This is a genomic window from Cellvibrio sp. OA-2007, from assembly GCF_000953825.1.
Taxonomy (GTDB): Bacteria; Pseudomonadota; Gammaproteobacteria; order Pseudomonadales; family Cellvibrionaceae; genus Cellvibrio.
The window spans coordinates 36,150-62,367 of sequence record NZ_BBUL01000092.1; the positions used below are offsets into that span (position 1 = coordinate 36,150).

Annotated in this window: 26 protein-coding genes; 20 read left to right on the forward strand and 6 right to left on the reverse strand. The window is 46.2% G+C overall.

Going from position 1 to position 26,218, the window contains the following annotated elements; all coding sequences use genetic code 11:
- Positions 1-261: 261 nt before the first annotated feature.
- On the reverse strand, positions 262-849 hold the full coding sequence (gene nfuA / locus AWU77_RS12865) for a Fe-S biogenesis protein NfuA (protein ID WP_062064046.1): 588 nt from the start codon (positions 847-849) through the stop codon (positions 262-264).
- A gap of 337 nt (positions 850-1,186) precedes the next feature.
- Here nfuA and AWU77_RS12870 point away from each other — a divergent pair, with 337 nt between their 5' ends.
- The 8 genes from AWU77_RS12870 to AWU77_RS12905 all read left to right on the forward strand — a co-directional run bounded on the left by AWU77_RS12870 (position 1,187) and on the right by AWU77_RS12905 (position 8,306).
- The gene (locus tag AWU77_RS12870) at positions 1,187-1,411 is read left to right on the forward strand and encodes a hypothetical protein (RefSeq protein ID WP_062064048.1); all 225 of its coding nucleotides are present in this window, start codon (positions 1,187-1,189) and stop codon (positions 1,409-1,411) included.
- Positions 1,412-1,629: 218 nt separating this feature from the next.
- Positions 1,630-5,352: a methionine synthase gene (metH, locus tag AWU77_RS12875; RefSeq protein ID WP_062064050.1), complete on the forward strand. Its 3,723-nt coding sequence runs from the start codon at positions 1,630-1,632 to the stop codon at positions 5,350-5,352.
- A 245-nt stretch (positions 5,353-5,597) separates the two neighbouring features.
- A complete protein-coding gene (locus AWU77_RS12880; protein ID WP_062064052.1) occupies positions 5,598-5,909 on the forward strand; it encodes a DNA-binding transcriptional regulator in 312 nt (103 codons plus the stop codon).
- A 10-nt stretch (positions 5,910-5,919) separates the two neighbouring features.
- The gene (locus AWU77_RS12885) at positions 5,920-6,141 is read left to right on the forward strand and encodes a hypothetical protein (RefSeq protein WP_062064053.1); all 222 of its coding nucleotides are present in this window, start codon (positions 5,920-5,922) and stop codon (positions 6,139-6,141) included.
- 66 nt (positions 6,142-6,207) lie between these two features.
- Entirely contained in the window at positions 6,208-6,954 is a 747-nt protein-coding gene (locus AWU77_RS12890; protein WP_062064055.1) for a class I SAM-dependent methyltransferase, read from the forward strand.
- Positions 6,947-7,576 carry a sulfotransferase family protein gene (locus AWU77_RS12895; RefSeq protein ID WP_062064057.1) on the forward strand — a complete coding sequence of 210 codons (630 nt, stop codon included), beginning with the start codon at positions 6,947-6,949 and terminating at the stop codon, positions 7,574-7,576. Before AWU77_RS12890 ends, AWU77_RS12895 begins: the two co-directional genes overlap by 8 nt.
- A 40-nt stretch (positions 7,577-7,616) precedes the next feature.
- Entirely contained in the window at positions 7,617-7,973 is a 357-nt protein-coding gene (locus tag AWU77_RS12900; protein WP_062064059.1) for a DUF1304 domain-containing protein, read from the forward strand.
- A gap of 120 nt (positions 7,974-8,093) precedes the next feature.
- Complete coding sequence (locus tag AWU77_RS12905) at positions 8,094-8,306, forward strand: hypothetical protein (RefSeq protein WP_062064061.1); 213 nt, start codon at positions 8,094-8,096, stop codon at positions 8,304-8,306.
- A 52-nt stretch (positions 8,307-8,358) separates the two neighbouring features.
- Here AWU77_RS12905 and AWU77_RS12910 read toward each other — a convergent pair whose 3' ends face one another.
- Positions 8,359-9,801, reverse strand: a complete 1,443-nt coding sequence (locus AWU77_RS12910; protein ID WP_193747535.1) for a diguanylate cyclase — start codon at positions 9,799-9,801, stop codon at positions 8,359-8,361.
- Between the two features lie 165 nt (positions 9,802-9,966).
- Here AWU77_RS12910 and AWU77_RS12915 point away from each other — a divergent pair, with 165 nt between their 5' ends.
- From AWU77_RS12915 to AWU77_RS12950, 9 genes are all read left to right on the forward strand, one after another.
- Positions 9,967-11,124, forward strand: coding sequence for a hypothetical protein (locus AWU77_RS12915; RefSeq protein ID WP_062064065.1), 1,158 nt, complete (start codon positions 9,967-9,969; stop codon positions 11,122-11,124).
- 141 nt (positions 11,125-11,265) lie between these two features.
- Positions 11,266-12,585 carry an HD-GYP domain-containing protein gene (locus tag AWU77_RS12920; RefSeq protein ID WP_062064067.1) on the forward strand — a complete coding sequence of 440 codons (1,320 nt, stop codon included), beginning with the start codon at positions 11,266-11,268 and terminating at the stop codon, positions 12,583-12,585.
- Between the two features lie 42 nt (positions 12,586-12,627).
- Entirely contained in the window at positions 12,628-12,915 is a 288-nt protein-coding gene (locus tag AWU77_RS20500; RefSeq protein WP_062064069.1) for a hypothetical protein, read from the forward strand.
- A complete protein-coding gene (locus tag AWU77_RS21030) occupies positions 12,908-13,135 on the forward strand; it encodes a cysteine-rich CWC family protein (protein ID WP_193747536.1) in 228 nt (75 codons plus the stop codon). Before AWU77_RS20500 ends, AWU77_RS21030 begins: the two co-directional genes overlap by 8 nt.
- Before the next feature lie 68 nt (positions 13,136-13,203).
- Positions 13,204-13,569 (forward strand): hypothetical protein, encoded by a 366-nt coding sequence (locus AWU77_RS12930; RefSeq protein ID WP_193747537.1) that lies wholly within the window; start codon positions 13,204-13,206, stop codon positions 13,567-13,569.
- Between the two features lie 305 nt (positions 13,570-13,874).
- Positions 13,875-15,716, forward strand: coding sequence for a hypothetical protein (locus AWU77_RS12935; RefSeq protein WP_238582427.1), 1,842 nt, complete (start codon positions 13,875-13,877; stop codon positions 15,714-15,716).
- A gap of 159 nt (positions 15,717-15,875) precedes the next feature.
- Positions 15,876-16,406, forward strand: a complete 531-nt coding sequence (locus AWU77_RS12940; RefSeq protein WP_062064414.1) for a shikimate kinase — start codon at positions 15,876-15,878, stop codon at positions 16,404-16,406.
- A 106-nt stretch (positions 16,407-16,512) separates the two neighbouring features.
- Positions 16,513-17,244, forward strand: a complete 732-nt coding sequence (locus AWU77_RS12945; protein ID WP_062064074.1) for a YceH family protein — start codon at positions 16,513-16,515, stop codon at positions 17,242-17,244.
- A gap of 54 nt (positions 17,245-17,298) precedes the next feature.
- Positions 17,299-17,679, forward strand: coding sequence for a YggL family protein (locus AWU77_RS12950; protein WP_062064076.1), 381 nt, complete (start codon positions 17,299-17,301; stop codon positions 17,677-17,679).
- A 398-nt stretch (positions 17,680-18,077) separates the two neighbouring features.
- On the opposite strand, the gene AWU77_RS12955 is transcribed toward AWU77_RS12950, so the two are convergent.
- From AWU77_RS12955 to AWU77_RS12965, 3 genes are all read right to left on the reverse strand, one after another.
- Positions 18,078-18,392 (reverse strand): isochorismate lyase, encoded by a 315-nt coding sequence (locus AWU77_RS12955; protein ID WP_062064078.1) that lies wholly within the window; start codon positions 18,390-18,392, stop codon positions 18,078-18,080.
- 120 nt (positions 18,393-18,512) lie between these two features.
- Positions 18,513-20,663, reverse strand: a complete 2,151-nt coding sequence (locus AWU77_RS12960) for a TonB-dependent receptor (protein ID WP_062064081.1) — start codon at positions 20,661-20,663, stop codon at positions 18,513-18,515.
- A gap of 70 nt (positions 20,664-20,733) precedes the next feature.
- Positions 20,734-21,480, reverse strand: coding sequence for a response regulator (locus tag AWU77_RS12965; RefSeq protein ID WP_062064083.1), 747 nt, complete (start codon positions 21,478-21,480; stop codon positions 20,734-20,736).
- A gap of 356 nt (positions 21,481-21,836) precedes the next feature.
- Here AWU77_RS12965 and AWU77_RS12970 point away from each other — a divergent pair, with 356 nt between their 5' ends.
- From AWU77_RS12970 to AWU77_RS12980, 3 genes are all read left to right on the forward strand, one after another.
- The gene (locus tag AWU77_RS12970; protein WP_152625357.1) at positions 21,837-22,451 is read left to right on the forward strand and encodes a hypothetical protein; all 615 of its coding nucleotides are present in this window, start codon (positions 21,837-21,839) and stop codon (positions 22,449-22,451) included.
- A gap of 1 nt (position 22,452) precedes the next feature.
- Complete coding sequence (locus tag AWU77_RS12975) at positions 22,453-24,534, forward strand: sensor histidine kinase (RefSeq protein ID WP_062064087.1); 2,082 nt, start codon at positions 22,453-22,455, stop codon at positions 24,532-24,534.
- A gap of 149 nt (positions 24,535-24,683) precedes the next feature.
- Positions 24,684-25,658 (forward strand): response regulator, encoded by a 975-nt coding sequence (locus AWU77_RS12980; RefSeq protein ID WP_062064089.1) that lies wholly within the window; start codon positions 24,684-24,686, stop codon positions 25,656-25,658.
- 34 nt (positions 25,659-25,692) lie between these two features.
- Here AWU77_RS12980 and AWU77_RS12985 read toward each other — a convergent pair whose 3' ends face one another.
- Positions 25,693-26,145 carry an AraC family transcriptional regulator gene (locus AWU77_RS12985; RefSeq protein WP_062064091.1) on the reverse strand — a complete coding sequence of 151 codons (453 nt, stop codon included), beginning with the start codon at positions 26,143-26,145 and terminating at the stop codon, positions 25,693-25,695.
- Between the last annotated feature and the right edge of the window lie 73 nt (positions 26,146-26,218).

Sequence of the window (26,218 nt, forward strand, 5' to 3'; positions counted from 1 at the left end):
CAGAACCTGAGATAATGTGTAGAGGCCATACTAAGGATTAAAAAAACGTACAGAGAGAGACTACAAGCAGTCCTGATGGGGCATTGCGATTGATTAGCAGAGCAAATAAGCGACTTTTATGCACCAAAAATAACGCTGGATAGGCTCAAATACAGAGCCAACTCCAATAAAGCGGTACACCTATACTAATTATCTGACAAAAAAATACCGCCTCAGAACGCTCTGAGGCGGTATTTTTTTGCGTAATTTTTTTAAACCGAATTACATATAGGCATTGGTGCGATCGGTATGGTCGGTCACATCGCGGATACCTTTTAGCTCGGGCAATTTATCCATCAATTGCACTTCAATACCCTGCTTCAGAGTAATTGCTACCGAGCCGCAACCTTGGCAGCCGCCACCAAATTTCAGAATGGCGATCATATCGTCAGTCACCTCTACCAGGCTGACATTACCGCCATGCGCGGCGAGGCTCGGGTTTACATCGTTATACAACACATAATTGATGCGATCTTCCAGTGGACTGTCGTCGGTCACGCGCGGCATTTTGGAGTTGGGCGCGCGAATGGTTAACTGGCCACCCATACGATCTGCCGAGTAATCCACTTTCGCATCTTCCAAAAACGGCAAGCTGCGCTCCTCAAAGTAGGCATTGAAGCCATTGAGCGGAACAATCACATCGCCCTCTTTTTCTTCGCCCGGGCGACAGTAAGCAATGCAGGTCTCTGCGTTGGATGTACCCGGGTTCGCAACAAACATGCGGATGCCAATGCCATCGTTGTCTTTCTGCTTATCTAACAACTCTTTCAAATATTGCTGGGCGGATTCGGTGATATCGACGTTGACCATAGTAACCTTTCTGTAAATACCTAATACCTGATTAAATTACTCGGGTATTCTACTGCAAAGGCACCATTCAAGGCACTAGCAAAGCCTTAAAAGAAACAAGTAATTTACAATCGCAACTATAGTCCCAGGATTTATAAGGATTATCCGAATAACAGAATCAGCTTATTTCAGGGCTACCGTTCATATCCGCCATGCTACCGACCATCTGTTGTTAACATTCCTTTAACAAATAAACGTGATATCTGTCACAATTGTCATTTAAGATTGCATTAATCAGGCTATGCTTTAATCAACACCTGTAAAAAAATTGTACGCCAGCATCAACCGGAGGCTCCCGATGAGCGACCCCCAAGACTTTTTACTCAACGCCAAAAACCTGAGAATAACCACCTATCTCAGTCTTGCCATCGCCAATATGCTGTTTGGCGCACTTCACCCAGAATCAATCGTGGTAGCTGGTTGTGGTTTCGCATTCTTCGCCGCACTCACCTTGAGCAACCTGCGCCCCAACGAGCAGGAAAAAGACCGCTCCGACAAAAAGCTGGCACATATCGATAAATAGCCGCTTGCGTTTATCGCTCTACCCCTGCAACAGCCAATCCCGACTAAACTCATATGCGGATTGGCTGGCTCTCCCGACTCTATCTACCCGATAAATCCTGCGCAGCTCCGCCCCTGATGGCGGGTTTTCTGCTAGAATTCGCGCCAATTTTCTATATCAATCTTTTTTGATATTGCCCGACTTTCAAGCGGGCGATAGCCCATAGCAAAGGTTTCCCGATGACTATTCCAGCCGCACTCAAAGCCCGTATCGATTCACTCCACAACGCCATTAAAGAGCGCATCCTGATTCTGGATGGCGGCATGGGCACCATGATCCAAAGCTACAAGCTGCAGGAGGCGGATTATCGCGGTGCGCGCTTTGCCGATTACCACATGGATATCGCCGGCAATAACGATTTGCTCAGCATCACCAAACCCGAAGTCATTCGCGATATTCAGCGCGCCTATTTAGAGGCCGGTGCGGATATTCTGGAAACCAACACCTTTAACTCCACCCGCATCTCCATGGCCGATTACGACATGGAAGAGCTGGTGTACGAGCTGAACTTCGCCTCGGCCAAACTTGCGCGCGACCTCTGCGATGAAATGACTGCACAGAATCCAGCCAAACCGCGTTTTGTCGCCGGGGTGCTGGGGCCGACCAGCCGCACCTGTTCTATTTCACCCGATGTCAATGACCCCAGCGCGCGCAACGTGACCTTTGATTTGCTCGTTGAAAACTATGTGGAAGCCCTGGGCGGATTGGTCAACGGCGGCGCCGATATTATTTTGATCGAAACCATTTTCGATACGCTTAACGCCAAAGCCGCCGTATTTGCGGTGAAAAAATATTTTGATGAGGTCGGCTTTGAATTGCCGATTATGATTTCCGGCACCATTACCGATGCCTCTGGCCGCACCCTGTCCGGCCAAACTACCGAAGCCTTTTACAACTCCCTCGCCCACGCGCGCCCACTGAGCATGGGCTTGAACTGCGCACTGGGCGCCAAAGAACTGCGCCAATACGTGCAAGAGCTGTCCCGCGTGGCCAACTGTTTTGTCAGTGCGCACCCCAATGCCGGTTTGCCCAATGAATTTGGTGAGTACGATCAAACCGCGCAAGAAATGGTGGAGATTGTTGAAGAATTTGCCGCGAGCGGCTTCTTAAATATTATTGGCGGCTGCTGCGGTACTACACCCGCACACATCAAAGCCCTCGCCGATGTAATGAGCAAATACGCTCCGCGCCAAATTCCCGAGATCGAACCTGCTTGTCGCTTGTCTGGTTTAGAGCCGTTCAACATCACCAAAGATTCATTGTTTGTAAACGTGGGCGAGCGCTGCAACGTAACTGGTTCGGCGCGTTTTAAACGTTTGATTGTGGAAGAAGATTATTCCACTGCATTAGAAGTTGCGCTGGAACAAGTTGAAAACGGTGCGCAGATTATCGATATCAACATGGACGAAGGCATGCTCGATGCCGAAAAAGCCATGGTGAAATTTTTGAATCTGGTTGCCGGTGAGCCCGACATCGCCCGCGTACCGATTATGGTGGATTCCTCAAAATGGGAAATCATCGAAGCCGGTTTAAAGTGCATTCAAGGTAAACCGATTGTTAACTCGATCTCATTAAAAGAAGGCGAAGAAGAATTTCTCGCTAAAGCCAAACTCTGTATGCGCTACGGTGCAGCCGTGGTGGTAATGGCGTTTGATGAAACCGGCCAAGCCGATACCATGGCGCGCAAAAAAGAAATCTGTGAGCGCTCTTATCGCACCCTCGTCGATAAATTAAATTTCCCACCGGAAGATATTATTTTCGACCCAAATATTTTTGCGGTCGCCACCGGTATTGAAGAGCACAACAACTACGCCGTCGATTTTATTGAAGCCACCCGCTGGATTCGCCAAAACCTGCCCCACGCCGGTGTGAGCGGCGGCGTATCTAACGTGTCTTTCTCCTTCCGTGGCAACAACCCGGTGCGCGAAGCAATTCACTCAGTATTTTTGTATCACGCGATTAAAGCGGGTATGAACATGGGTATCGTTAACGCCAGCCAGTTGGCGGTGTACGACGACTTGCCGCAAGAATTAAAAGACAAAGTGGAAGACGTAATTCTCAACCGCAACAGCAACGGCACTGAAGCCCTGCTCGATATCGCTGAAAAATATCGCGGTGACGGTTCAACTGGCGAAGTAAAAGAAGACGCGGAATGGCGCTCGCTGCCGATTGCCAAGCGCATCGAACACTCGCTGGTAAAAGGGATTTCCACCCACATTATTGAAGACACCGAAGAAGCACGCCAACACTACCCTCGCCCACTGGATGTGATCGAAGGCCCACTCATGGACGGCATGAACGTGGTCGGCGATTTGTTCGGCGCCGGTAAAATGTTTTTGCCGCAAGTGGTGAAATCCGCGCGCGTAATGAAGCAATCAGTCGCTTATTTGCAACCTTATATCGAAGCAGAAAAAACCGAGGCCTCAAAACCTAACGGCAAAATTCTTATGGCCACGGTCAAAGGCGATGTGCATGACATCGGCAAAAATATTGTCGGCGTAGTATTGCAGTGCAATAACTTTGAAGTGGTTGACCTGGGTGTAATGGTGCCCTGCGATAAAATTATCGATACCGCCATTGAACAAAACTGCGACATCATCGGCCTCTCAGGTTTGATCACTCCATCACTGGATGAAATGGTATTTGTTGGCCGCGAAATGGAACGCCGTGGTATTAATCTGCCGCTAATGATCGGCGGTGCCACCACCTCCAAAGCACACACTGCGGTAAAAATTGATCCGGTATTTAAACTCAATCAAGTAGTTTACGTAGCTGACGCCTCACGCGCGGTAGGTGTAGCTAGCACTTTATTGTCAGACGAGTTGCGTCCGAAATTTGTAGCAGATTTAAAACAAGAATACATCGAAGTACGCGAGCGCAATGCCAACCGCAAACCGCGCGGCACAGTACGCACCTACCCTGAAGCTATCGCCAAAGGCCTGAAACTGGATTGGGATAATTACACTCCCCCAGCGCCCGCCTTTACCGGCGTAAAAGTCTTTGAAGATTACGATTTAAATACACTGGTTGATTTTATCGACTGGACACCGTTTTTTATCAGCTGGGATCTCGCCGGTAAATTCCCGCGCATTCTGGACGATGAAATCGTCGGCGAAGCCGCGCGCAATTTGTTTGCCGACGCGCAACAAATGCTGCGTAAATTAATCGACGAAAAACTCATCAAAGCCAACGGCGTTATCGGTTTTTGGCCTGCCAATTCTGTCAATCACGATGATATTGCGGTGTACGATGCTGCAGGCAATCAAATTAATACCTTACACCACATTCGCCAGCAACATTTAAAACAAGGCATGGAATCACGCCCGCATTATTCGCTGGCAGATTTTGTTGCTCCAAAAGAAACCGGCAAACAAGATTACATCGGCGGCTTTGCGGTCACTACCGGCATAGGCGCCGAAGAACTCGCCAAGCAATATCAAGACGCAGGCGATGACTACAACAGCATCATGGTAAAAGCCCTCGCCGACCGCTTAGCCGAAGCCTTCGCTGAACACATGCACTTGCGTGTGCGCAAAGAATTCTGGGGCTACGACCGCGAAGAGAATTTATCAAACGAAGATTTAATCAAAGAGCAATACAAAGGCATCCGCCCCGCGCCCGGCTATCCTGCCTGCCCGGATCACACGGAAAAAACACAGTTATTTAAATTGTTAGACGGCGAAAAAAATACCGGCATCACCCTCACCGAACATTTCGCCATGCTGCCAACTGCTGCAGTTTCCGGCTGGTACTTCGCCCACCCGGAAGCCACCTATTTCAATACTGGCAAAATTGAAAAAGATCAAGTGGAAAGTTTGGCGCAACGTAAGGGAGTGAGTGTGCAGGAAATTGAGCGGTGGTTGAGCCCAGTGTTGGCTTATGAGCCGGGGGCTGCTGAGTAATTTTGGATTTTTGTAGGGCGGGTTCGTGAAGCAACCCGCCGTAGATTCAATTAAACGGAAAAAATAATAACCCGTAGGTGGGGCAGCTCGACCCAACCTACCAAACGATAAATAATTTATTTTTTGCCAATCGATAAGCCGCTGTTGCGGTTCGTTCCTCACCAGCAACCTACCAAACCGTATTTGCCATTTATACGCAGTTAGCGTATATTTTTTGATTGTTCAATTTTTGGCAAGAGATGATTATGGCACGCAATCCATTCGACGAAATTACAGCGGGGCTGCACGCGTTTCGCAAGAAACGTGCGGGGAAAGTTTCTTTAAAAAAACCGCCGCAAGAAAAAGTAGCGCCACCGGAATTACAAACCGGTGAAATAATTAAACTGCGCGAAAAATTAAATGTTTCTCAAGCCGTTTTTGCGCAATACCTGCGCATTAACAAACGCACATTGGAAAATTGGGAACAAGGCCGGGTAAAACCGAACTCACAAGCCGTTATGTTAATTAAGCTGGTAGAAAAATATCCCGATACCCTAACCCGTTTGGCAAGTCTTTAAGGAGGCAGCTATGACCACCCCAGCAAACGAAGACCTTATCCAAGCATTAAAAATTGCCTTTTGTTATATGCCTAAAGCTATCGAAGTGAATAAGTACGAATACGGGGATAGATACCAAACCGTGCTTGACCATATTCAAACCGTGCGCGAGGTTTTACTGATGAATGAGGTAGATCCAGAAGAAGTCCATGGTGAAATTAATCCTGACACCACACCGAATTCCTCGTATTAATCAGCAGGGCGATTTGACGCTCACACAGGGTATAATCCACCTATCACTTTTTGGATTGCCCTCCCCATGTCTGCCACCGCGCTCTACACCGACTTATCCAGCTATTACGATTTAATGTGTGCTGATATTAATTATCGCGAACAGAGTGACTATGTGCGCAGATTGCACCAGTTGTTTGGCAACCAAGGGACAGATTATTTGGATTTAGCCTGCGGTACCGGGCCGCATATTCGCCACTTTATCGATTTTGGCTTTACCGCCAATGGCGTAGACCTCAATCAACCCATGCTGGATATAGCACAGCTGCGTTGCCCCGAAGCGCAATTTACTCAGCAGGACATGTGCGAGCTTAAAACAGCCAGCCAGTTAGATTTAATCAGTTGTTTTTTGTATTCCATTCACTACAACCAAAGTATTGCCACACTCACCAAGTGCATCGCCAATATCCATGCCGCACTCAAGCCCGGCGGCATTTTTTGTTTTAATGCGGTCGATAAAAACACCATTGATAATCGCGCGGGCATCAAGCGCAATCTGCAGCAAGATAACAGCGATTTTTGCTTTCAATCCAATTGGTATTATTGCGGAACCGGCGAGCAACAAGAATTACAGTTGAGCATCCAAAAAACCAATAATGGCGTAACAGAATACTGGCGCGACCAGCACACCATGGTTGCGCTGAGCTTCCAACAGCTGCAAGAGCTACTTGAGCCCTATTTTGAAGTGTATGTGTTGGCACACGATTATGAAAAAATAATGCCTTGGCAAAACGGCTCAGGTAATGCGTTTTTTGTGGGCATAAAACGTGGATAAACTTTTCATCATCGGCCTGCCCCGCACCGGCACCACTAGCATTAGTGTGGCACTATTGGATTACGGCTTTAAGGTGGCGCACACGGCTTATACCAAACGCGCATTTGAATTGGCGGATGTAATTTCCGATGCACCCTGTTTTGCCGATTATCAAGAGCTGGACGCGCTATTCCCCAATGCTAAGTTTGTGTATTTGAGCCGAGCATTGGACGCGTGGGTGCCCTCTATGCAAATGTTATTGAATAAGATGCTGCCGGAGTTAACCCCCAAAACAGGCTACCTCAACCCAGTACTCAAACGCTGCATGAATGAAACCTTTATGCCGCTCAGCACCGCAGAGCCGCTTAGCCGCGAACATTTGGAGCAGTGTTATCTCACGCATCAGCAAGCAGTGCTAAGCTATTTTTCAAAGCGGAATAATTTGTTAAAAATTGATATCAGCCAAACGGGCAGTCTGAAACAATTGCTGGAATTTTTAGGTATTGATGCTCAACATGCAGGAGAATTTCCGCACTTAAATATCGGCAAACAGGTTGATAACTGGAAAACGTTCAAACACCCCAATAAAGTGAACTCGCTCAGTGCGGGCAAAGAACATCGGAAATTTTTTGATTATCAATAAAGCCCCATCGCTAATAGTAACTATTAAGGAGATGCACGCTATGACCATTCTGACCAATATCCTGATCGCGCTTATCGCTCTGCTCCATGTGTATATTTTGGTACTGGAAATGTTTCTCTGGGAAAAACCCGCGGGTTTGCGTGCGTTTCGCAACACTCCGGAAAAAGCCGCAGCAACTAAAGTACTCGCCGCTAATCAAGGTTTGTACAATGGTTTTTTAGCCGCAGGCTTAGTATGGGGGTTATGGCTGGGCGCTGCAGGCACATCGATTAAGATTTTCTTTTTAGTGTGTGTTGCGCTTGCCGGTATTTATGGCGCAGCGACTGCCGCACGCAAAATTGTATATATACAGACACTTCCGGCCGCCATTGCGCTGGCTTTCATCCTGCTGGTTTAAACTCGTTATCACGCTCAAATTTATTGACGCACACGGCATGTGGCATAAAATTACTGCTGACTGCGCCGGTGCCTATTACTCTCCGGCGTGTTTATCCAATCTGATAAGGTGATCCAGCATATGCAATTACAACAAAAACTAGGCTTCGGATTTATTCTCTTTGGTGTTGTCTTGATTATCGGGATGTATTTTGTAGCCAATGGCGGAGGGTTTTTATTTTCGGCGTTAATTGGTTTGATGGCGGTTTTCTTTGGCGCATTTCAGTTGATGATAAGCGCTGATATGAACGCAAAACCCGCCACCAAAAGCAAAGCTAAAAAAAGCCACAAATAGCGTCTGGCTGCATGGATTGCCACTTATCCCACGCAATCCATGCCCTCCCTGGTTATTCTTTTGCCATCGCGACCTGATTGCGCCCTAAATGTTTCGCGGTATAGAGCGCTTGGTCGGCACGTTTAATCCAATCACCTGCAACTTCATTAGGTAGCAACTCAGCTACCCCCAAACTAATACTGAGCGGCTCTGTTACTCCAAAGTTTGCTGTACATATTGCCTGGCGCAATTTCTCTGCAACATTAGCAGCCGCGGTAAGGTTAATTTGCGGCAGAAGAATCAAAAACTCCTCGCCCCCCCAGCGCCCCAACAAATCAGATTGCCGCAGGTTTTTACTCAGAATATCGCTAACTTGGCGCAATACCTTATCGCCCATTGGGTGGCCGTAATTGTCATTCACCGCTTTAAAATGATCCAGATCCAGCAAAATCAACGCGGTAGATTGTTGGTAGCGCTGCGCCCGCTCTAGCTCATCTTGGACTAAGGATTCCATATGGCGGCGATTAAATAACTGGGTCAAGGAATCAGTTATCACCAAAATATTGGCAGCGGCGAGCGCATCCTGCAATGCTTGGGTACGCTCATCTACCCGTGCCTCCAAATGACTTTGATAGTCGAGGTTGTCATCTAACACTATGCCCATCAATAACATGGGCGTTCCCAGTGCGAGCACAATCAGCGACCAGCGACTAAACGCCTCAATGCCAGCGCCAAAATTCAGCGGATCAAGTCCGAGTATTACCAATAACGCCGCACTACCGCCCGCGACGGCAACAGCAAGCGCAGCACCAACAAAACGCAAACGAATAATAATAAAAGCTACTAGCGGGAATAATAATGCCGCTAGCGATGGCTCAATCCGAGCCAACAAGAGTGGAATTGGAATCGCCAATGCGCTGAAAAAAAGTGGGTAGCTGATGATGGCGGTAGCGTCTCGCCGCAACGCCAGCCACAGTGGAACCAGTAAAAATAACCCCTGCATATCTGAGAGTGCCATCATCGTAAACCGCGTTAAAAGCTCATCGATATGAATAAGCCCAACAGCCAAATGCAATAGCGCAATGCCAGCAATACTCACCGACACCGCCACAATAATGGCGACTAAAAAACGCTGTAAACCAATACGACTAAAGCGCGGCTCCCGATCCAGGCGCCACAAGCGCCAAGCGAGAAAACTTTGCAATGTATCGAATAAGGGGCTGAAAAAAATCAACGCTGCCGTACCGGCCACACCATTGTCAGGTAAATGCTGCAACGCATAAGGCGTATTGATTAACAGCGATGCGCACCACACAACAGGGATGGCAACACGGCCTAAGAGGCAAAACATAATCAAGCCGACCCCTGAGGCCAACCAAACCTGAGCGAAAAAGGTACCGGGAAAAGCAGCGTAATGAATCCCTAAATGGCCGAGCGCTGCATATACCAGTATGAGTAAAAGCGCCTGCGACCAAGGGAATAGCGCTTGGGCAGACGCCGTAGTTGATCGAAACAAACACACCTCCACACCCAGCAAGTCCATTGAGTATAGTAATGATTGTCGCTTAAACCATTATTGATCGAGAGATATACCCGACTTTTTCGACATCACTCTGCAACAATTAACCGTTAACCTGAGCTTCTCATTAGCACGCCCAGCAGAAGGCCTATCAGGTTCACTATGAATTCAGCGTTGCAGCAACTATCCAGCATAGGCCATAAACTCGACGGCACACTCCAACGCTATAAATCCGTTCTCTATCCACAGCGATATCTGCAATATCGCCGCTGGCTGAAACAGCAGCGGCAGGATCTCCCCCAGAACCAACCGTTGGTGGTGTTTGATTTTCGCGATACTCGCATCGACGGCCCCCAGGGCAGGCGCTTTTATTGTCTATTTATTTTTTTTGTTCGCGCCGGGTTTTATCCGGTATTGCGTGATAATTATTTTGCACTAAGCAATATTCAGGAAAAGTACAAACAGCTCTGTCTGCGAGAACATTTTTCTGTACTCCAACACGAGCGTGATTTACCGCAAGACTATTTACTAGTCAGCGATAAGTGGTATTCAAGCCTCGCGCGCAATGCGAAAAAAATCATTACGGTCAACTACCAACCGGATTATCAGGCAGGCGATGCATGTTTTCCTATGCCGTTTCCAATGTTCCCGCCGATTTATGCGGCGCAGCAGGATTTACAGCTGGAGACTTATCGCCAACAGCAGCGCCACTGGACGGTGTTTTTTGGTGGCGATGCCGAGCGCGGTAAATACAATAAAAAATCGATCCGGAAAATTTATGCCAAATTAAGCCGCGCCCAATTATTGCAAAGCATCGAGAAAATACTGCGACCAGAATGCATTATCGAATTACAAAATGAGGGGATGCTGCAAAACGCAAAAGAAAAACACCATACCGGACTAGTAGTTATGAACACCCGGCAATGCAAGGTCGCAGCGGAGGACTGGTTGAGCACTATCGCCCGCGCTCGCTTCTTTTTAGCCTGCCCCGGGGTGCGCTACCCTATGTCGCACAATAGTATTGAAGCAATGGCGGTGGGCAGCATCCCCATCACCCAGTATCCGGAAATGTTTTTTCCACCACTGGAAGATGGAAAAAATTGCCTGACCTTTTCCAATGAGACGGAATTACAAACCGTTATTGTTAAAGCGATGGCAATGGATGAGAGTGCTGTTGGCGCCTTGGCACAAGCAGCCGCTAGCTATTACGACCAGTATTTAGCGCCCACCGCCAGCATCCAACACTTGCTTAACCATCGGCCAAAGCGGATTAGTTTGCGCATACTGCCATTCTTAAAAGCCGGTGGCGGGTTCGCATAAAGCAGACTATCCAAAATAATAATTTACCCGCAATGTCTGGCGCCTCCCTCTTCCTGATCTATTCTTACAGAAGCCCCTAATCCTGCACTCTTGGCACACCTTATATGTGCCATCTGCAGCTCTATTCAGTTGGACTCCTGTATGGCCGATAGTCAACAAAATCACTATTGTCTCAACCTTATAGAAGTAAATAAAAAGCAGCCCGTTGCCACCAATCAAAAAATTTACAACCAGCAGGGAGTATTGTTGTTGGCTGAGGGTGCCAGCCTCGATGAAAACCGCTCGCAAATTCTGCTACAGCACAAACTACACAAACCTCTGGAGCATTGTGTAGGCATTGCCAACAGTATGGATGCCCAACAACTGTTTGCTTATTTGAATAAGTTCGCCAAAAATTTGCCCGGCCTTTATGCTGTAACTAACAATGAGGGGTATCAAAAAACCCTGCGTTTAGCCTGCCTGTTTTATGAGAAATTTCCGCTCTTACAACAAAACCTGACTGTACTGGCCTTGCGCGCCAAGCATATTTACCATCAAGGCCTGTTCAGCGCATTGGCCGGAATTGCCATTGCACGCAAACTCAATCTGAGCCTGCCAGATATTCACGCCACTTTTATTGCCGGGTTATTTCACGATGTGGGCTTTTTATATCTGGCTCCCGAACTACGGGAAAAAAGCCATGGTTTCAGTGCCGAAGAATGGAAAGCTTTGCAAGTACACCCGCTCATCGCCCAGCGTTTTTTAGATATGGTGCCAGGGCTACCTAAAGAAATCGGCATTGCGATTATCGATCATCACGAACGCATTGATGGTACCGGTTATCCCCGTCATGTCTTTGGCGATAAAATTTCCAAGGTCAGCCAAATTATCGCGGCGACAGATCATATTATTTTTAATCATAGTCGCTACGCAGATTATGGTGTACACGCACATAGTATGCTGCTCGCCGCATTAAAGCTCAGCGACAATATTTATTTTGAATCGGTATACAATGCGGCAACGATTTTATTTAAAGAGGCACCGCCCCCTACTGAAACACTTGTGCAATTACCCTCAATTGATTTATTGCTTACCCGGCAAAAAAAATTGCGCAGTCAATTTGAAATAGCGAAAGAGCTCGCACAGCAACTTTTTGCCAGCAGCAAAAACCCACTAGTGCGCTCAGTCGCCGCAGTTATGGGCAGGCTCGCCATTTCTGTAGTACGCAGCGGTATTTTACAGCCCGAGCAAGAAGATTGGCTGGTCAATATCAGCCCCGGCCACAATAATTCTGAAAGCTGGTCGCTGGTTGAAATCAGCGTGATGCAAGATCAGATTTACGATCAATTAGTACACCTTAAAAACCTGATGGAACGTATCATTGAAAGCACTGCGCGGGAGGATGACACACAATTTAATCACCTTACCAATACACTCAATAAGATCGATCTGCACGAGACCGCACTCGTCTCGCCAGGTTAAAAACCTTTATACTGGCGTTTTTCCAGTTATAGAGGTACTCCCGTGAATTACGATGCCCGCACCAACACTTCAGAGGCCGAGCGCACTGCCTTTGTTCAATGGCTCACCGAACAAACCGTCGCCGAATTACAAGCCGCACGCGACAACGAAAGCGCAATCCACACCGCAGTGAAAAATTACGTCAAACATGCGCTGGATGCCCATCTCCCCTTTGAAGAAATCGAAGAACTACTCGGTATCAATGAACCCTGCATTATGGATTTGGCGGAATTGTCAGAGTCCGATGAAGAAGCCGTTGTCGATGCGTTTGAAGACCTGTGTAATGCCTGATGCAGTCCCACCGCTAGCGCACCGCCAATGCCCCCTGTGCGGTCAACCCAATCATTGTACTCCCGCAAATACCGGCAGTTTTGCCGGTTCCTGCTGGTGTAAAACACAACCATTTCCACCCGAATTACTGGCTCAGCTTGCTCCCGAACAACGCAACAACAGCTGTATCTGCCAAGCCTGTGTCAATCACTTTCACAACCAACAATCACACTCACTATGACGATGAATCACTGGCAAACCCAAAACTCCGCACAAGGCGTTCTCTATATATTTACGCCTGCAGCGCAGATGTCGTTAAAAGACGCGCTGGAAACCTGCGCCGCAAAAGCCATTAGCCTATTAGATGAAAACATTCAGGACGAGTCGCTCTATTTATTATTTGAATGGAATACCACACGCGCCGACCTGACTATTGTGGTTACCGATGGCCGCAAACAACAGGATGCCGACATTAAGGTCTGCACCCATTTTGTACAACTGCAACAAGAGCTGCAGTCATTACCGGAAAATGAACAACAAGAAAAAATCTCCGCCACCAACGAGTTGGTGAAATTCTTATTAAGTGATTACCTCGCCAGTTGCAGTACATTTTTCCGCTACTCACTGGTTGCCATATTTCATTCAAGCACGCGCGACAACAGCCAATTACTATGATTTTTTATATTTAAAAAATATCCAATACAAGCCGTAAAACCAAAAACAGAAAACTCACATTTCATAACAGCAAAATAGAATATTAAAAACAAAAGCGGAAATTTAGTAACAGAACATTTTGAGTAAATTATCCACATAAAAATCTATTTTGTTTATTTGGTTGGTTGATACGACATATTGCGCAGCGACCTTTGACAGCCCCTACCCTCATCCCTTATCAATAACGGGCACAAGGAAATATCCCTTTCGATAGGTGCATTAATCTTTATGGATTACTTCATCACTCTTGTCGCAAGGGGGTTTTTATGCAAGCCAGGAATAGCTTGTTTTCAGCCAGTATGCTGCTGTTATTAAGCAGCACCGTCATTGTGTCGGCTGCATCGGCGCAACATAACACCAGCAAACCCAGTGAACTCAACATCACCAAATTAGACGACACAACCGCTACTATTAGTGCGCGTTTCCCCACCCTATCTGAACGCGAAAAAAAGCTCAGTATTATGCTCGACAAAAAAATAATCACCTTATCGGATGATGGGGAAAACGGTGATCTACGTGGCGGTGATGGATTGTTAAGTGCCAAAGTAGAATTTGATTTTGATGCGTTTACCAAAGCAAATAAACAATTGGCGCAAACCGCAGCCAATAAAGAAACGCGATTTTTTGCATCAGGAGGAAGGCAAGAATTAACGCAACAGCGTATTAACATCGGCGCTAATACATTGGACTTTATCGGTTTAAATAACGGCAAAGAAAAACTATTTTCACTGCCATTTGATGCATCCAGCATTAAAACCAATCAGCCGATCGCACTGCCGCTGTTAAATTTTCCGCTGGGTTTACCTGGCGATATAACACCTGCTGCAACAGCCGTTAGCATTCCGCAATCGCTGATGATTACCGACATCAGCGTAGTGAATGACTCCAGCCGCACCTGGGCATGCGCCACTAACAATACATCGCCAAATGGCAATCCGACCGGCGAATGGACTTTTTGGCGATTAATGGAAAATATGGCCAACGGCACCTCGTCCACTTCCGACTTTATTAAAGTTTTATTTAAACACTGGACAGTTAATCAAACGATCAACGGTTTCAATGTTGCTGCTCGCCCCGGTGTTTATCAAAAAGTGATTAAGGATTGGGAAATTCGCAGCGGTGGTCCAGGCGCAACCCTATTGCCACAGGAAAGCCCATTTCGGTTACTCGGCATTGTATTGCGCGCGGATTTGCGCGGCGGCACCGGCCCCTACGCCAGTGGTGATGCGGGCGAAGGCCGCTTTGTATTTGCCCTGCACGATGGCAACTGCAACAACCTGAGCAAAACCCTGATTCTCGAATACAAGGTGCCCATCGCAGGCTGTACGAATATTCGCACTTGGGCGCAAAAATGGGTCGCTCTGGCCAGTTCTGCCAATTACAACAGCGACCTCGCAAATTTGACCAATGTGTTCACCGCAGCGGGCGCCAGCCCCTCATCACCAAACCAAAGTGCGATAGGTCAAGTGCGCACCAATGAACTATTGCCCGGCTCACCATTTTGGGAACTGCGCGAATTTGTGCTGCCCACCAGCGGCGGCAACTTGATCGAAACAGATGTAAAACAAGAGCCCCATCTCAGCTTCAATAATTCGGCTACCCTGGCCACTTACATCAATAGCAATTGGCCACTACTGGTCGGCCCACCTGCGGGGCAGCACACAATCCCGCTAAGCTTTTTAGGCAACCCATTTGCAGCTGGCAGTGCGCCTGTTATGTCGATGTGGAATGCACCAGCAGGCTTATTAACGGTGCCTGTAACGCCAGCGCCAGTAACACCACCACCCGCTACTGTACGAGATGATGCGCTCTTTGAACTGGCACTCAACACCTGCAGCGGCTGTCACCTTATGGAAACCGGCACCCCCTTTGCGCATTTGGATTACAACTCGGTTCCCGGAATGCCAGCACAACTCTCTGGTTTTCTCACCGGAATCTCCATTCCCGACCCGCGCAACCCGGCGGTGATGCGCAATTTCAATGATTTGGCCCGCCGCGCAACAGATTTAAATCTGGCCGCCAGCATGAGCTGCAGCAAAATAGCGCCGCTCGGCAATCTGCTGTTAAACCAATTAAGCACCCCGGCACAGCTTAGAGCCGTTCACTAATACGCCGTATTTGAGTCATAACCACTCAACCACAAGCGTTCTTTGCGCTTGTGGTTTTTTTATTTTAATCAAATCGAAAATCTGGTTAGCAGTTACCATGACATAGAATCAGCTATAGTTGTGAAACACCTCGCCACACCACTGCCGCAGGAACCCGCTATGAATCCCTATCACCAAAGCCTTATTTTGATTGGAATGCCCGGTGCAGGAAAAAGCACCCTGGGATTATTACTGGCAAAAAATCTCGCCAAAGATTTTATCGATACAGATTTGTTAATTCAGCTGGAACACCGCAAAACCCTGCAAGATATTTTGCATGAAAAAGGCTATCTGGCGCTGCGCGAAGCCGAAGAGCAAGTGCTACTCAAGGCACAATACCCCAACCATATTATCGCCACTGGCGGCAGTGCGGTTTACAGCGCAACCGGTATGCAGCACTTAAAACAATTCGGCCCGATTATTTTTCTGGATGCCAGCATCGCCACACTGGAGCAGCGCATCCACAATATGGAGACCCGCGGCATAGCGCGCCCCGCCAATCAAACCTTTGCCGATGTCTACGCCGAGCGCCGCCCGTTGTATTTGCAATATGCCGATATAGTGATCGATTGCAATGGCAAACATCAGGAGCAATTACTAGATGAGATCATCTACGCCGAGGCCGATAACTTTATTCAGGACGAGGCCTAATCGCCCAAAGATGAACTGCTCAGCCACAAAAACCCGTTAAAAGGGGTGAAATCCGGTGCCTATGGGCGTAGAGTTGCAGCCCCGTTTAATACCGCCGAGATGCATTATGGAACCTACCAGCACCGCCCTTCCTCCAGAGGAACCCGCCCTGCTCAATGCCATTGAAGCTCGTGTGTTGGGTTCGCTGATGGAAAAACAGCTCACCACTCCCGACCAATATCCTTTAACGCTAAACAGCCTATTACTGGCCTGCAACCAGAAAACCAGCCGCGAACCGATTAGCAACTACGAAAGCGGCGCAGTACAGCGCTGTGTCAGCGAACTGCAAGACCGCAACTATATCGCCGTCGATTACGGCAACCGCGCCGCGCGCTACGACCAGCGCCTGACCCGCGTGTTGAGTGTGGACAAACAGACCCACGCGATTTTGACGGTATTACTGCTGCGCGGCCCGCAGACCATCGCCGAAATATTAACCCGCACCCAGCGCATGGCGGAATTTGCCAGCCACCAAGCTCTGGAAGAAAAACTGCAACAGTTGTGCAATAAAACCAAACCGCTGATCGTTCACATTCCACGTCAAGTTGGCCAGCGCGAAGACCGCTATATGCACCTGCTCTGCGGCGCACCCGATCTAGCCGCTATCGCTGCTATGCAAAATGCCAGCACCGACAGCTCTGCCAATAAAAGCAGCTCTTTCAGTAAAAACAATAACGATGAACAAGTAACGCAGCTGGAACAAAAAGTTCAGCAATTAGAAAACCGTATCGACTTGTTGGAAAAACAAGTCGCCACCCTGATGGATTTAAATGGCGTGAGCAATGCTGACCTCAGCTAAGCGCCGCCACGCAAATTATTAATGCAAGTTTGATGTTAAAGAAAGGTAAAAACCATGACCGCAGTAAGCCATGCAAACGACAATACAAACAACAAAAAAGCCCCACAGCGCAGCAAACGTTTGCGTAAGAAATTATTTCAAGACGAATTCGCCACCTTTGGTTTTGAACTGGAATGCGAATTCAAAAATGATTTGACCGACGAAACCATCAGTCAATTTGTCGATAGCTTTTTTATCGATGCCATCAACGCAGAAGGCCTGGCATTCGGCGGCGGCTTATCCAGCAAACGCCTGTCTGGTTTTGTCGGCTCCAACAAACGCTACGGCTCTGCCACTGAAGCAGACAAAGCAAAATTGCTCGCATGGCTCAAATCACAACCCCAAGTTGCCACAGTAGAGCTGGGCGATATTATTGATGCGAATTACTATATTTAATTCGTAATCACCAGCAATAAAAGCCCGCACAATTATGTTGTACGGGCTTTTTTATTTTGCATCAACTCAACCTTGGTTGTCTGTATAGCCGTCACTCCACTTTGGCGATTCATCGTGGCTGCGAAGATCGACACCGCAATCCACAGCAGCTTTCATCGCCATCAAAACTGACACCCACCCGGCGGCCATTTCGATGCGAATCATTTCGTCGACTTTTGTAGCTAGGAGCGTGAGACCTGTCGCTCCCTTATCGTCCTCTTCGAGTGTTTACGGCCACGAGGATGAAGCTGTGATTTAAAGCGGGAAAAAACAAGCAAGACTAACAAAAGTATTTATTAAGTGAGTGCAAGTATAGTATTGCGCCACTAGAAATAGTGCTAATAGCGGCGCGCAGTATTCTAAACATTCATGTCTTTCCAGCGCTCCATTTCTTCCTGAATAAAATAATTCACCAAATCTGAGTAGAGCTTTTCAATTACATCCGGATGTAACCCCTGTTCTTGCGCCCATTCGCGACGCTGCAATAACATAGCCTTAAAACGTTCGGGAGCGCACACTGTGGTTTCAGAGGTTTTAAACTTAGCGGCCGATTTAACATATTGATAGCGCTGGCCAATCAGTTGAATGATACTGCGATCAAGCAGATCAATCTCTTCGCGGATATCAGCCATATTGGCGCATTGTTCTGGTGTTAACTTATTAGATACTTCCATTTTATTTCTTCTTTTACATCTGAATTGATTTATCTTGAAAGATGATTGGCAATGCCCCTTCATCAATACCTGACCCTGAACCAGCCTGCTCGATTTTTATCCGCATTACTTTTTAACGCATCATTCCATTTTATAATTAATGGCCAATCCATAACTGCGCGGTAGATTGTACAAACCTCGCGGCACCCGAAGAAACGAAAGAGACCGCTGGCGAAGGTTGGTTTCATCGGTAATATTTTTCACCCACAATGAAATATCCCAACCAGCATCCATCCTGATTCCCATGCGTGCATTGGCAGTAAAATAATTGGCGATAGCATTGTTGGCACTGTTATCAGGATTGGAGAAATAATCGCCGGTATAACCGTAATCGATATGGCCATAAACCTCTGTTTGATTGAACAGCGGCCTGTTGTAGTCCATGGCGATAAAGTAGGTAATTTCGGGAGCATAAGGTAGATAGTTAGCATCGTAATCCACCCCTAAGCCGCCACCATTTTTAAATTCGTCAAACCGCGCTTGGGTAAAAGCAGTATTCAAACTCACACTCAAATACTCAGTTAGCAGTGATTTGATATCCAGCTCAATTCCTTTGCTGGTGACTTTTCCAGCATTGGTCAATGACAATACAGTGCCGGACGACTGGGTTTGCACAAATTGAAATACCTGAAAGTCATCAAACTTTGTGATAAAACCAGCGAGATTGACGGTGAGCCGCTGATCAAAAAATACCGATTTTGCGCCTATTTCATAATTGATGGCGTATTCCGGGTCAAACTGGAAATTGTCCAATGTGGTAATAAAATCCGCATTCCAGCCCCCACTTTTATAGCCACGCGCAACGCTGCTATAGAGTAATACATCCGAATTGAGCTGAAAATTTATAGCGATTTTCGGCAGTGGCTCATTAAAAGTTTTTTGATCCTGCAGATGATTTACATCAAGAAATAAACCAGTGCTATCGATACTGGAATAGTCTATATCCTTGCGTTCATGTACATAACGGATACCGCCAGTCAAACGCCATTGCGCATTAATATTGTAATTTCCCTGCGCAAATAACGACGCTGATTGCACTGCTGCTGTGGCCGGTGTCTGTACCGATGCATTAGGCGCTGAGCGAAACATTGCACCAGTTACAGCACGGCGCTGGGTTGAGATGTCCTGCTGTAAAAAATAAGCACCGATGACATAATCGCCATTCTCACTCGTGGGAGAGGCCAATCTCAATTCTTGACTAAATTGATCGCTTTTTTCATCAAACACACTGAAGGCAACATCCAGTGGGGAATAATCTTCTTCACTCAGCTCGCTGAATTCATTGGTGCGAATGCCGGTAATTGAGGTCCAGCGAAAGTGTTGCGGAGTATCATAAATCGCTTCAATCGTTGTGCCTTTTAATTCGCGCCGCTCATACTCATCGGCATTGTGCGCCACCACAAATGGCTCCGGCGCCAGGGTAAATCCATTAAGGCCGCCATTAGCAAGAGCTTCGGCGTTAGTGGATTGATCGTCATCTTTTAGATAATCAAAACCCATATCCAAGGTTAGATTTTCAGCCCCTATGTAACGAAACTTTAATTTCGCTAGATCGCGCTGAACACCCTGCAGATTGCGCTTGAGCGTGATGTTATCAATGTAGCCATCTTGCTCAGTAGCACCCAGTAACAAACTGGCAAACAAATCGGCAGTCAGGGGGAGATTTATTTTCCCTGTGAGGGAACGCAAGTTGTAATTACCGATATTGCTAAGCAATTCCGCGTTAAAAGTATCTTCTGGTTTTTGCGTAATAATATTGATTGCACCGGCCAGAGCATTAGTACCGGCCAAGGTGCCCTGCGGGCCGCGCAATACCTCTATGTGCGCAACATCCAATAAGCTCTGATCGAAACTGGAAGAGCGCCCGGTCAACACACCATCAATATAAACCGCCACACGCGCATTGGTGCCTATATTGCGCGCATAATCGCCGACGCCGCGTATCGCAATTTCTCCGCGAGTATTTCTATCGCCCCGCCCAAAGTTGATATTGGGAATTGCCGTTTCCATTTCCGTTAAAGAACTTGCCCCCACTTGAGCGATAAAATTTTTATCGTAAACACCTATTGCAATAGGTATGGCTTGCGCATTTTCATCGCGCATTTGCGCCGTTACAATTACCTCCTCCAACTCGAAGCTACTGGTATTTTGCGACCAAACCACCGGGCTATACGCCGTTGCAATAGACAATCCCGCAAACCAAAAACCACTAGGAACTAGTATTTTTTTCATTATTATTCTCATGAATAATTGGCTCAATAAAGTGGAATGATAAAGTGGTGGATATTATTGAATACAACGATCAGGCATTGCGGGAGTATGCCTGCAAGATATTTTGTAGCCCCTTCATGGACAGGGGTTTTTCAAGGAAATCGGTAAATCCCCTGGCCAGCAATCCCGATTGATTAGCGCCTAGCGGCAAACTCGTCAGGCCGATAATAATCGTTTCATTACTAACACGGGTGCGCAAGGCAATCGTTGCCTGCTCTCCGTTCATCTTGGGCATATGCAAATCCATCAGAATCAAATCATATTGTTTCTGCTCACATTTACGGATGGCTTCCAAGCCATTTTCGGCAAAATCCACTTGGTAATGCGGGGCGAGCAAACTCTCGCCTATATCGCGATGTACAACCTCATCATCGACTAACAGAATCGTTTTGATGGCAGGGGTTCTTACCGATGGGATCATTGCTTGATCGAGATTCAGATTCGGAATTTTGGCGCCTAAATTATCACCAAGCGGATATGTGCCAAAATTATTGGCCTGATGTTGAATGGATTCAGACAGCAGATTTATTTTTTTTTGTACCACCTCCAGATTCGAAACCATGATTTCCGGTGCGCTGATCAGCGCATCAATCACTTTTTTGTCGTCGGGTAATAGGTGCAGCAAATGGGGCGACTCGGCCAAGGTTTTAATGAGCTGCGGCAGATAGGATGCGAGCAACCCAGCTTTTATTTTGGCAATCAGTAACGGCGTGGCGATGTCATGAAATAGCGTTTCGGTGCTATCCAACTCAGAGTGGGCTTGATTAGTTTCTGTCATTACTTGCGGACCTTAAATTTTTAATTGTGAAGTCCTTAAAGTGCTACCTCCGTTATACCAGGCGGAGACTTATCGCCTTATTTTTCTCGCACGCCCGTGCAACCACACCACCCCTCCTCCAGCACCACCATACAACGTTAAATGGCAACGCCAACTATTTCGCACCATTCAATCACTTCGTTATGAAGATTTAAAGTGTTGTTTTAGGTCGCATACTTTTTGAGCATAATGGAGTTTGACGCCAAGTCCAAGTCGAACATGGCGCCAAGAGTATTTATGTGGCACTTAAAGCATCATTTGCATTTTTTGTGCTCGCATTATCCAAATTTAATGTGCACTTAGCCGAGAGGTATCATATGTTTACTACTGCCCTTCAAACCCAAGAAAAACCACAAAGTGATTACTATAGTGTAATAGCAAAAGGGCCCATGCTAGACCGGGTGTATTCAATGCGCTATAGAAGTTATAGTGCAGAAGGCTACATTGAAGAGAACTCTTCGTTAAAGTTTATTGATGAATATGACAACCAGCCGAATAGCATTTGTTTTTTGGCATACCAAAATACTAAGGCCATTGGTTCAATGCGCGCGTGTGTCTACACCCCATCCGAGGATGCTTTAATTCCTGTAATGGAAGTATTTGAGAACGAAATTCGCGATAACGTTGGCTATGATGACATTTTGGTAGAAATGAACAAATTTGTTATAGACCCCACATTTCAGCGCAAAGGCGGAATGCAAGCCAGGCTCACACTAATGGGATCGGTTTTAACTGAGTCGGTCAACAGAAACGCCAAGGCCGTCTTAGTCGCAGTTCGCCCTGAGCACACCAGATTTTATCAATTATTTGGCGCCAAGGTAATTTCGGGTATTAAGTCCTACCCCCACTTAAGTTTTAAAACTGTCTTAATGGTATGCAACGATCTTGATGCGGCAGGGAATATTTTAAGAAGTAAATTGCGAGCGGCGTGAAATGATTCAATACCTAATCACAGCAATTATTGACATTGCTGTGGGAATTTTAGCTTTATCGAAAAAAGAAAACCCCGCAGCAAAAGCTCTGGGGTTTACCATCTGCTGCTTAGGTTTTTGGTCATTAGAACTATACTTTTTGACAACCATTACTGACATGAAATTGCTGGATACCCTTTTTCATTTAACGCGATGGGGTATGTTTCTTGCCCCATCTATTTTTACATTACTAGCGTGGCGACTGCTAGGGAGCCGCTCAATCACCTTTAGGAATATTATTATTATTCCTAGTTTCCTTATGAGCTTTCTTTTAGCATTTGGTAACTTCTTTATTTTCCCATCAGAACTAATTAAAACTGAAGGTGGATACCTACCGAAACCTGACTTTATTTTTTATGCATTTGCAGCGTATTTTATTTGGTGCTTTATTGGATCCCTTGCCTTAGTTACATTTTCTTATAAATCATCATTAAGCCGTGAGAAACAACGCCTAAAGTGGATTCTTATCACACTGCTGGTTTGCTTTTTAATAGGCATTCTCTTAATAGGAGCCATGCCAAAAAGCTTTTACTTATCAAAGCTAATGGGACCCATATCAAATATCATATTTGTGGCATTCTTGTTTTATACAACAATTCAACACAACCTAATGGATTTCAGATTGGCGCTCAGTGTTGGCTTATCCAAAGCTATTTTGCTGGGATTCTTTATTTGGTTGTATTTTGTTGTGACTTCAGTGGTCGGCGATCACACTGAATCTGTAGGTGGAGTATTAATTCTATTGTTATTTGTGGCATTAATCCTGGAGGCTTATCCAAGATTATTAAAATGGATTTTGCCCAACGCAAAGAAGATTTTAGCCAAACATGGCTATGAATTTGATCAAGTCAAAGAGGATACAGAAGTTGCACTGAGAAACTCAATTAACTTCTCGATGATGACTGAAGTACTGGATCATTTATTTTTAAAGGTACTTAGACTCACTAACTACAAAATTCTGATGATTAGACAGCAGGTCGAATCAGTGGATGGCGATATTAACAACAGGTTAAGCAGCCTACCTTTTGAAGTCATTAGCGAAGACAAACCACTAGTCACTTACTGCGCTCAACAAACGCAATTGATTATGGCAGATGAAATGCCAGATCTCATGCGCACTGAAATGGAACATCATAGCGCCGGATTATGCTTTCCGGTACTTTCAGAACAAAAAATTCTAGCCATTGTGCTGGTCGGCAACCCCACACACTTTTCCTATTATCGCTATGATGATATGAAAGTTTTTGAGTGGCTGCGAACAGAGTTAGAGCAGGTATTCAACCGGGTTATTCGCCTAAATAATATGCATGAACAATTGGGCGAAGCAAAAAAAACACTGTCAATGCTCAGCCTGATGAATCACTACCATCACGACATCAAAGCACCTTTTGCTATTATCGACGGCATTCTGTCAAATGACATCTATGATCGCGACAAGCAGCGGGACATAGTATTGGCTCAGGTTGAGCGCGGCTCCAAGTTGATCGCTACAATGGCAAGCATTTTGGGTGGGCACCATAAACGGAGAATTCAATCCTGTTCATTGGAAACACTGGTTCAAGACTGCCTCTATTTATTCGAAAAATCTTTCGACCGTATCGAATACGAACTAAGCGGAATTCCCCACATCAAAGGTGACGCGGAAGACCTAAAAATTCTCTTTATTAACTTGATCAAAAATGCCGCCGAAGCTCGCCGCGACGCAGAAGAGCTAACGATCAAAATTAAATCCTGGGTCGAAAATAATAATGTTTACTTTTCCATCTCAGACAACGGCACCGGTATGACCAAGAGCCAACTAGCCAACTTATGGGAAGCAGGCTTCAGCGGGAAAAAATTTGGCAATGGTATTGGTATGCAAGCCATTAAGCGCATCGTTGATGAGCATAATGCGCATATTGATGTGACAAGTGAAGTTGCAAAGGGATCTGAATTTACGCTGTGCTTTTTTGCTTCCCAAATTGCTCATGAAGGTGACAAGGCAAAAGACGAGTTAGCAGAAAGGCGCGCCGCCAATCTGCTAGAAAAGAGAAATATTCAATGATTTAGCTCTCATCTGATATCCCTCCTAATCGCTGAGGCTTGTTTGATTACCCCTCCCCCGTATAATTGGCTTACAATATCTATCACATACTTTACATAGTCGGCTCATTTGCAAGCCATTAAGCCTTTATATTACTTGGGATTCTTAGTGTGAAATCAAAAATTCCTCTTTGTTTTTATCCAACACAAATTGTGTTTGTCGATGATAACCCAGACTTTTTAGATGCGCTGTCTACAAACTTTTCCAAGCAATTCAATGTGAAAACTTTCGATAATACCGACGCAGCCTTGCGGTATATAAACGAATATCAGCGCGAAGCCGAACTTGTTGCTAATGGCGAAAAACCCAAACCGCAGGGCGACTCAGACGCTTGGGTGAAGCAAGTTCTTACCCACAAAAATGTCAAACGTTTTGATGAATTGCGCATCAGAGAAGTGTCCGTATTAATAGTAGACTACTCCATGCCGAATATGAATGGCATCGAATTTTGCGCACAGATAAACAATCTATCGATTAAAAAAATTCTATTGACTGGCTATGCCACTCCAGCTGATGCGGTAAGAGCTTTTAATAACAATACCATTCATTATTATCTTAAAAAGAATGATGAGAACATGCTTCAAGATTTAGAAGCAGCCATTCATCAATTACAACACGCGTATTTCAATGAATTATCAAGCAGCCTAAAAGCAGAAGCCATCGATAGCGGCACACCTTTTTTTGCTGACCCTCAACTGGCGCGTTACTTTGAAGAGACCTGCGAATCACTGGGAGTGACCGAATACTATTACTTAACCAACCCTTCGCGTTTTGCCTTGCGCACACGGGATGGCGATAACTTCTCCTGTGTTATTTATACTGAGGAGGACATTACTGAACATCTGCAGATACTGCAGGAAGAAAGCGCACCCAAATCGCTTTACAACGCAATAGAGTCACGCAAACATGTACCTTTATTTCACACAGCAGATGGGTATTACGAGCCAGGTATGGCAGACGCTACAGCCAGCATTTACCCAGCAGTGCATGTATCAGGAGTGGTGAATTATTATTGCGCGGTTGTCGCCGACACGGGCGCTATAGAAGCACCCGCTATCAAACTGTCCAAAGGGTCACTTCATTAGTAACACAGAGATCCCTCTCTGCAGATAAATATATTTAAGCGACATCCCGGAACAATTTACGGAATGTGCTTGGCGACAAACCTGTCCAACGCTTGAAGGCATTGGTGAAACTAGTTCTGTCAGAGAAATCCAGCGCACGCGAAACAAGATCCACACTTAAATTGTCATCAATTAAGTATTTGATGGCGTAATGGAATCGTAGATCATCGCGCAACTGAGCAAAATTGGTATTTTGGCTTTGCAGCCGACGCTGCAAGGTGCGCTTGGTAAGGTTCAAATCTGAAGCGATTTTCTCTATCGATAGCTCAGTGTGACCAACACGTAAATGCAGTGCATTGATAACGCGTGCAGGCACTCCATCACAATGGGGGATTCTCGCTAGCGTAAGATACTCTTCATAGGTAAGTGTATACGGCTGACTTAATTCGCCCTCAGTAGAGCTATTATTATTGTAAGTATTACTATAGTTGCGCTGCAGCTGAATCATTTAAGCTACTCCTTACGCCATTAGGCACGTGAGAAATTAAAGGGAATCCTTGCAGCGAGCGCCAAATCATTTC

Coding starts and splice junctions, on each gene's coding strand:
- AWU77_RS12965 (WP_062064083.1), bottom strand. CDS start 21,480: ATGACAGAAACTAATCAAGCCCACTCTGAGTTGGATAGCACCGAAACG.
- AWU77_RS12945 (WP_062064074.1), top strand. CDS start 16,513: ATGGAACCTACCAGCACCGCCCTTCCTCCAGAGGAACCCGCCCTGCTC.
- AWU77_RS12915 (WP_062064065.1), top strand. CDS start 9,967: ATGAATTCAGCGTTGCAGCAACTATCCAGCATAGGCCATAAACTCGAC.
- AWU77_RS12985 (WP_062064091.1), bottom strand. CDS start 26,145: ATGATTCAGCTGCAGCGCAACTATAGTAATACTTACAATAATAATAGC.
- AWU77_RS12930 (WP_193747537.1), top strand. CDS start 13,204: ATGTCGTTAAAAGACGCGCTGGAAACCTGCGCCGCAAAAGCCATTAGC.
- AWU77_RS12880 (WP_062064052.1), top strand. CDS start 5,598: ATGGCACGCAATCCATTCGACGAAATTACAGCGGGGCTGCACGCGTTT.
- AWU77_RS12955 (WP_062064078.1), bottom strand. CDS start 18,392: ATGGAAGTATCTAATAAGTTAACACCAGAACAATGCGCCAATATGGCT.
- metH (WP_062064050.1), top strand. CDS start 1,630: ATGACTATTCCAGCCGCACTCAAAGCCCGTATCGATTCACTCCACAAC.
- AWU77_RS12935 (WP_238582427.1), top strand. CDS start 13,875: ATGCAAGCCAGGAATAGCTTGTTTTCAGCCAGTATGCTGCTGTTATTA.
- AWU77_RS12885 (WP_062064053.1), top strand. CDS start 5,920: ATGACCACCCCAGCAAACGAAGACCTTATCCAAGCATTAAAAATTGCC.
- AWU77_RS12920 (WP_062064067.1), top strand. CDS start 11,266: ATGGCCGATAGTCAACAAAATCACTATTGTCTCAACCTTATAGAAGTA.
- AWU77_RS21030 (WP_193747536.1), top strand. CDS start 12,908: ATGCCTGATGCAGTCCCACCGCTAGCGCACCGCCAATGCCCCCTGTGC.
- AWU77_RS12870 (WP_062064048.1), top strand. CDS start 1,187: ATGAGCGACCCCCAAGACTTTTTACTCAACGCCAAAAACCTGAGAATA.
- AWU77_RS12970 (WP_152625357.1), top strand. CDS start 21,837: ATGTTTACTACTGCCCTTCAAACCCAAGAAAAACCACAAAGTGATTAC.
- AWU77_RS12975 (WP_062064087.1), top strand. CDS start 22,453: ATGATTCAATACCTAATCACAGCAATTATTGACATTGCTGTGGGAATT.
- AWU77_RS12890 (WP_062064055.1), top strand. CDS start 6,208: ATGTCTGCCACCGCGCTCTACACCGACTTATCCAGCTATTACGATTTA.
- AWU77_RS12940 (WP_062064414.1), top strand. CDS start 15,876: ATGAATCCCTATCACCAAAGCCTTATTTTGATTGGAATGCCCGGTGCA.
- AWU77_RS12960 (WP_062064081.1), bottom strand. CDS start 20,663: ATGAAAAAAATACTAGTTCCTAGTGGTTTTTGGTTTGCGGGATTGTCT.
- AWU77_RS12900 (WP_062064059.1), top strand. CDS start 7,617: ATGACCATTCTGACCAATATCCTGATCGCGCTTATCGCTCTGCTCCAT.
- nfuA (WP_062064046.1), bottom strand. CDS start 849: ATGGTCAACGTCGATATCACCGAATCCGCCCAGCAATATTTGAAAGAG.
- AWU77_RS12905 (WP_062064061.1), top strand. CDS start 8,094: ATGCAATTACAACAAAAACTAGGCTTCGGATTTATTCTCTTTGGTGTT.
- AWU77_RS12950 (WP_062064076.1), top strand. CDS start 17,299: ATGACCGCAGTAAGCCATGCAAACGACAATACAAACAACAAAAAAGCC.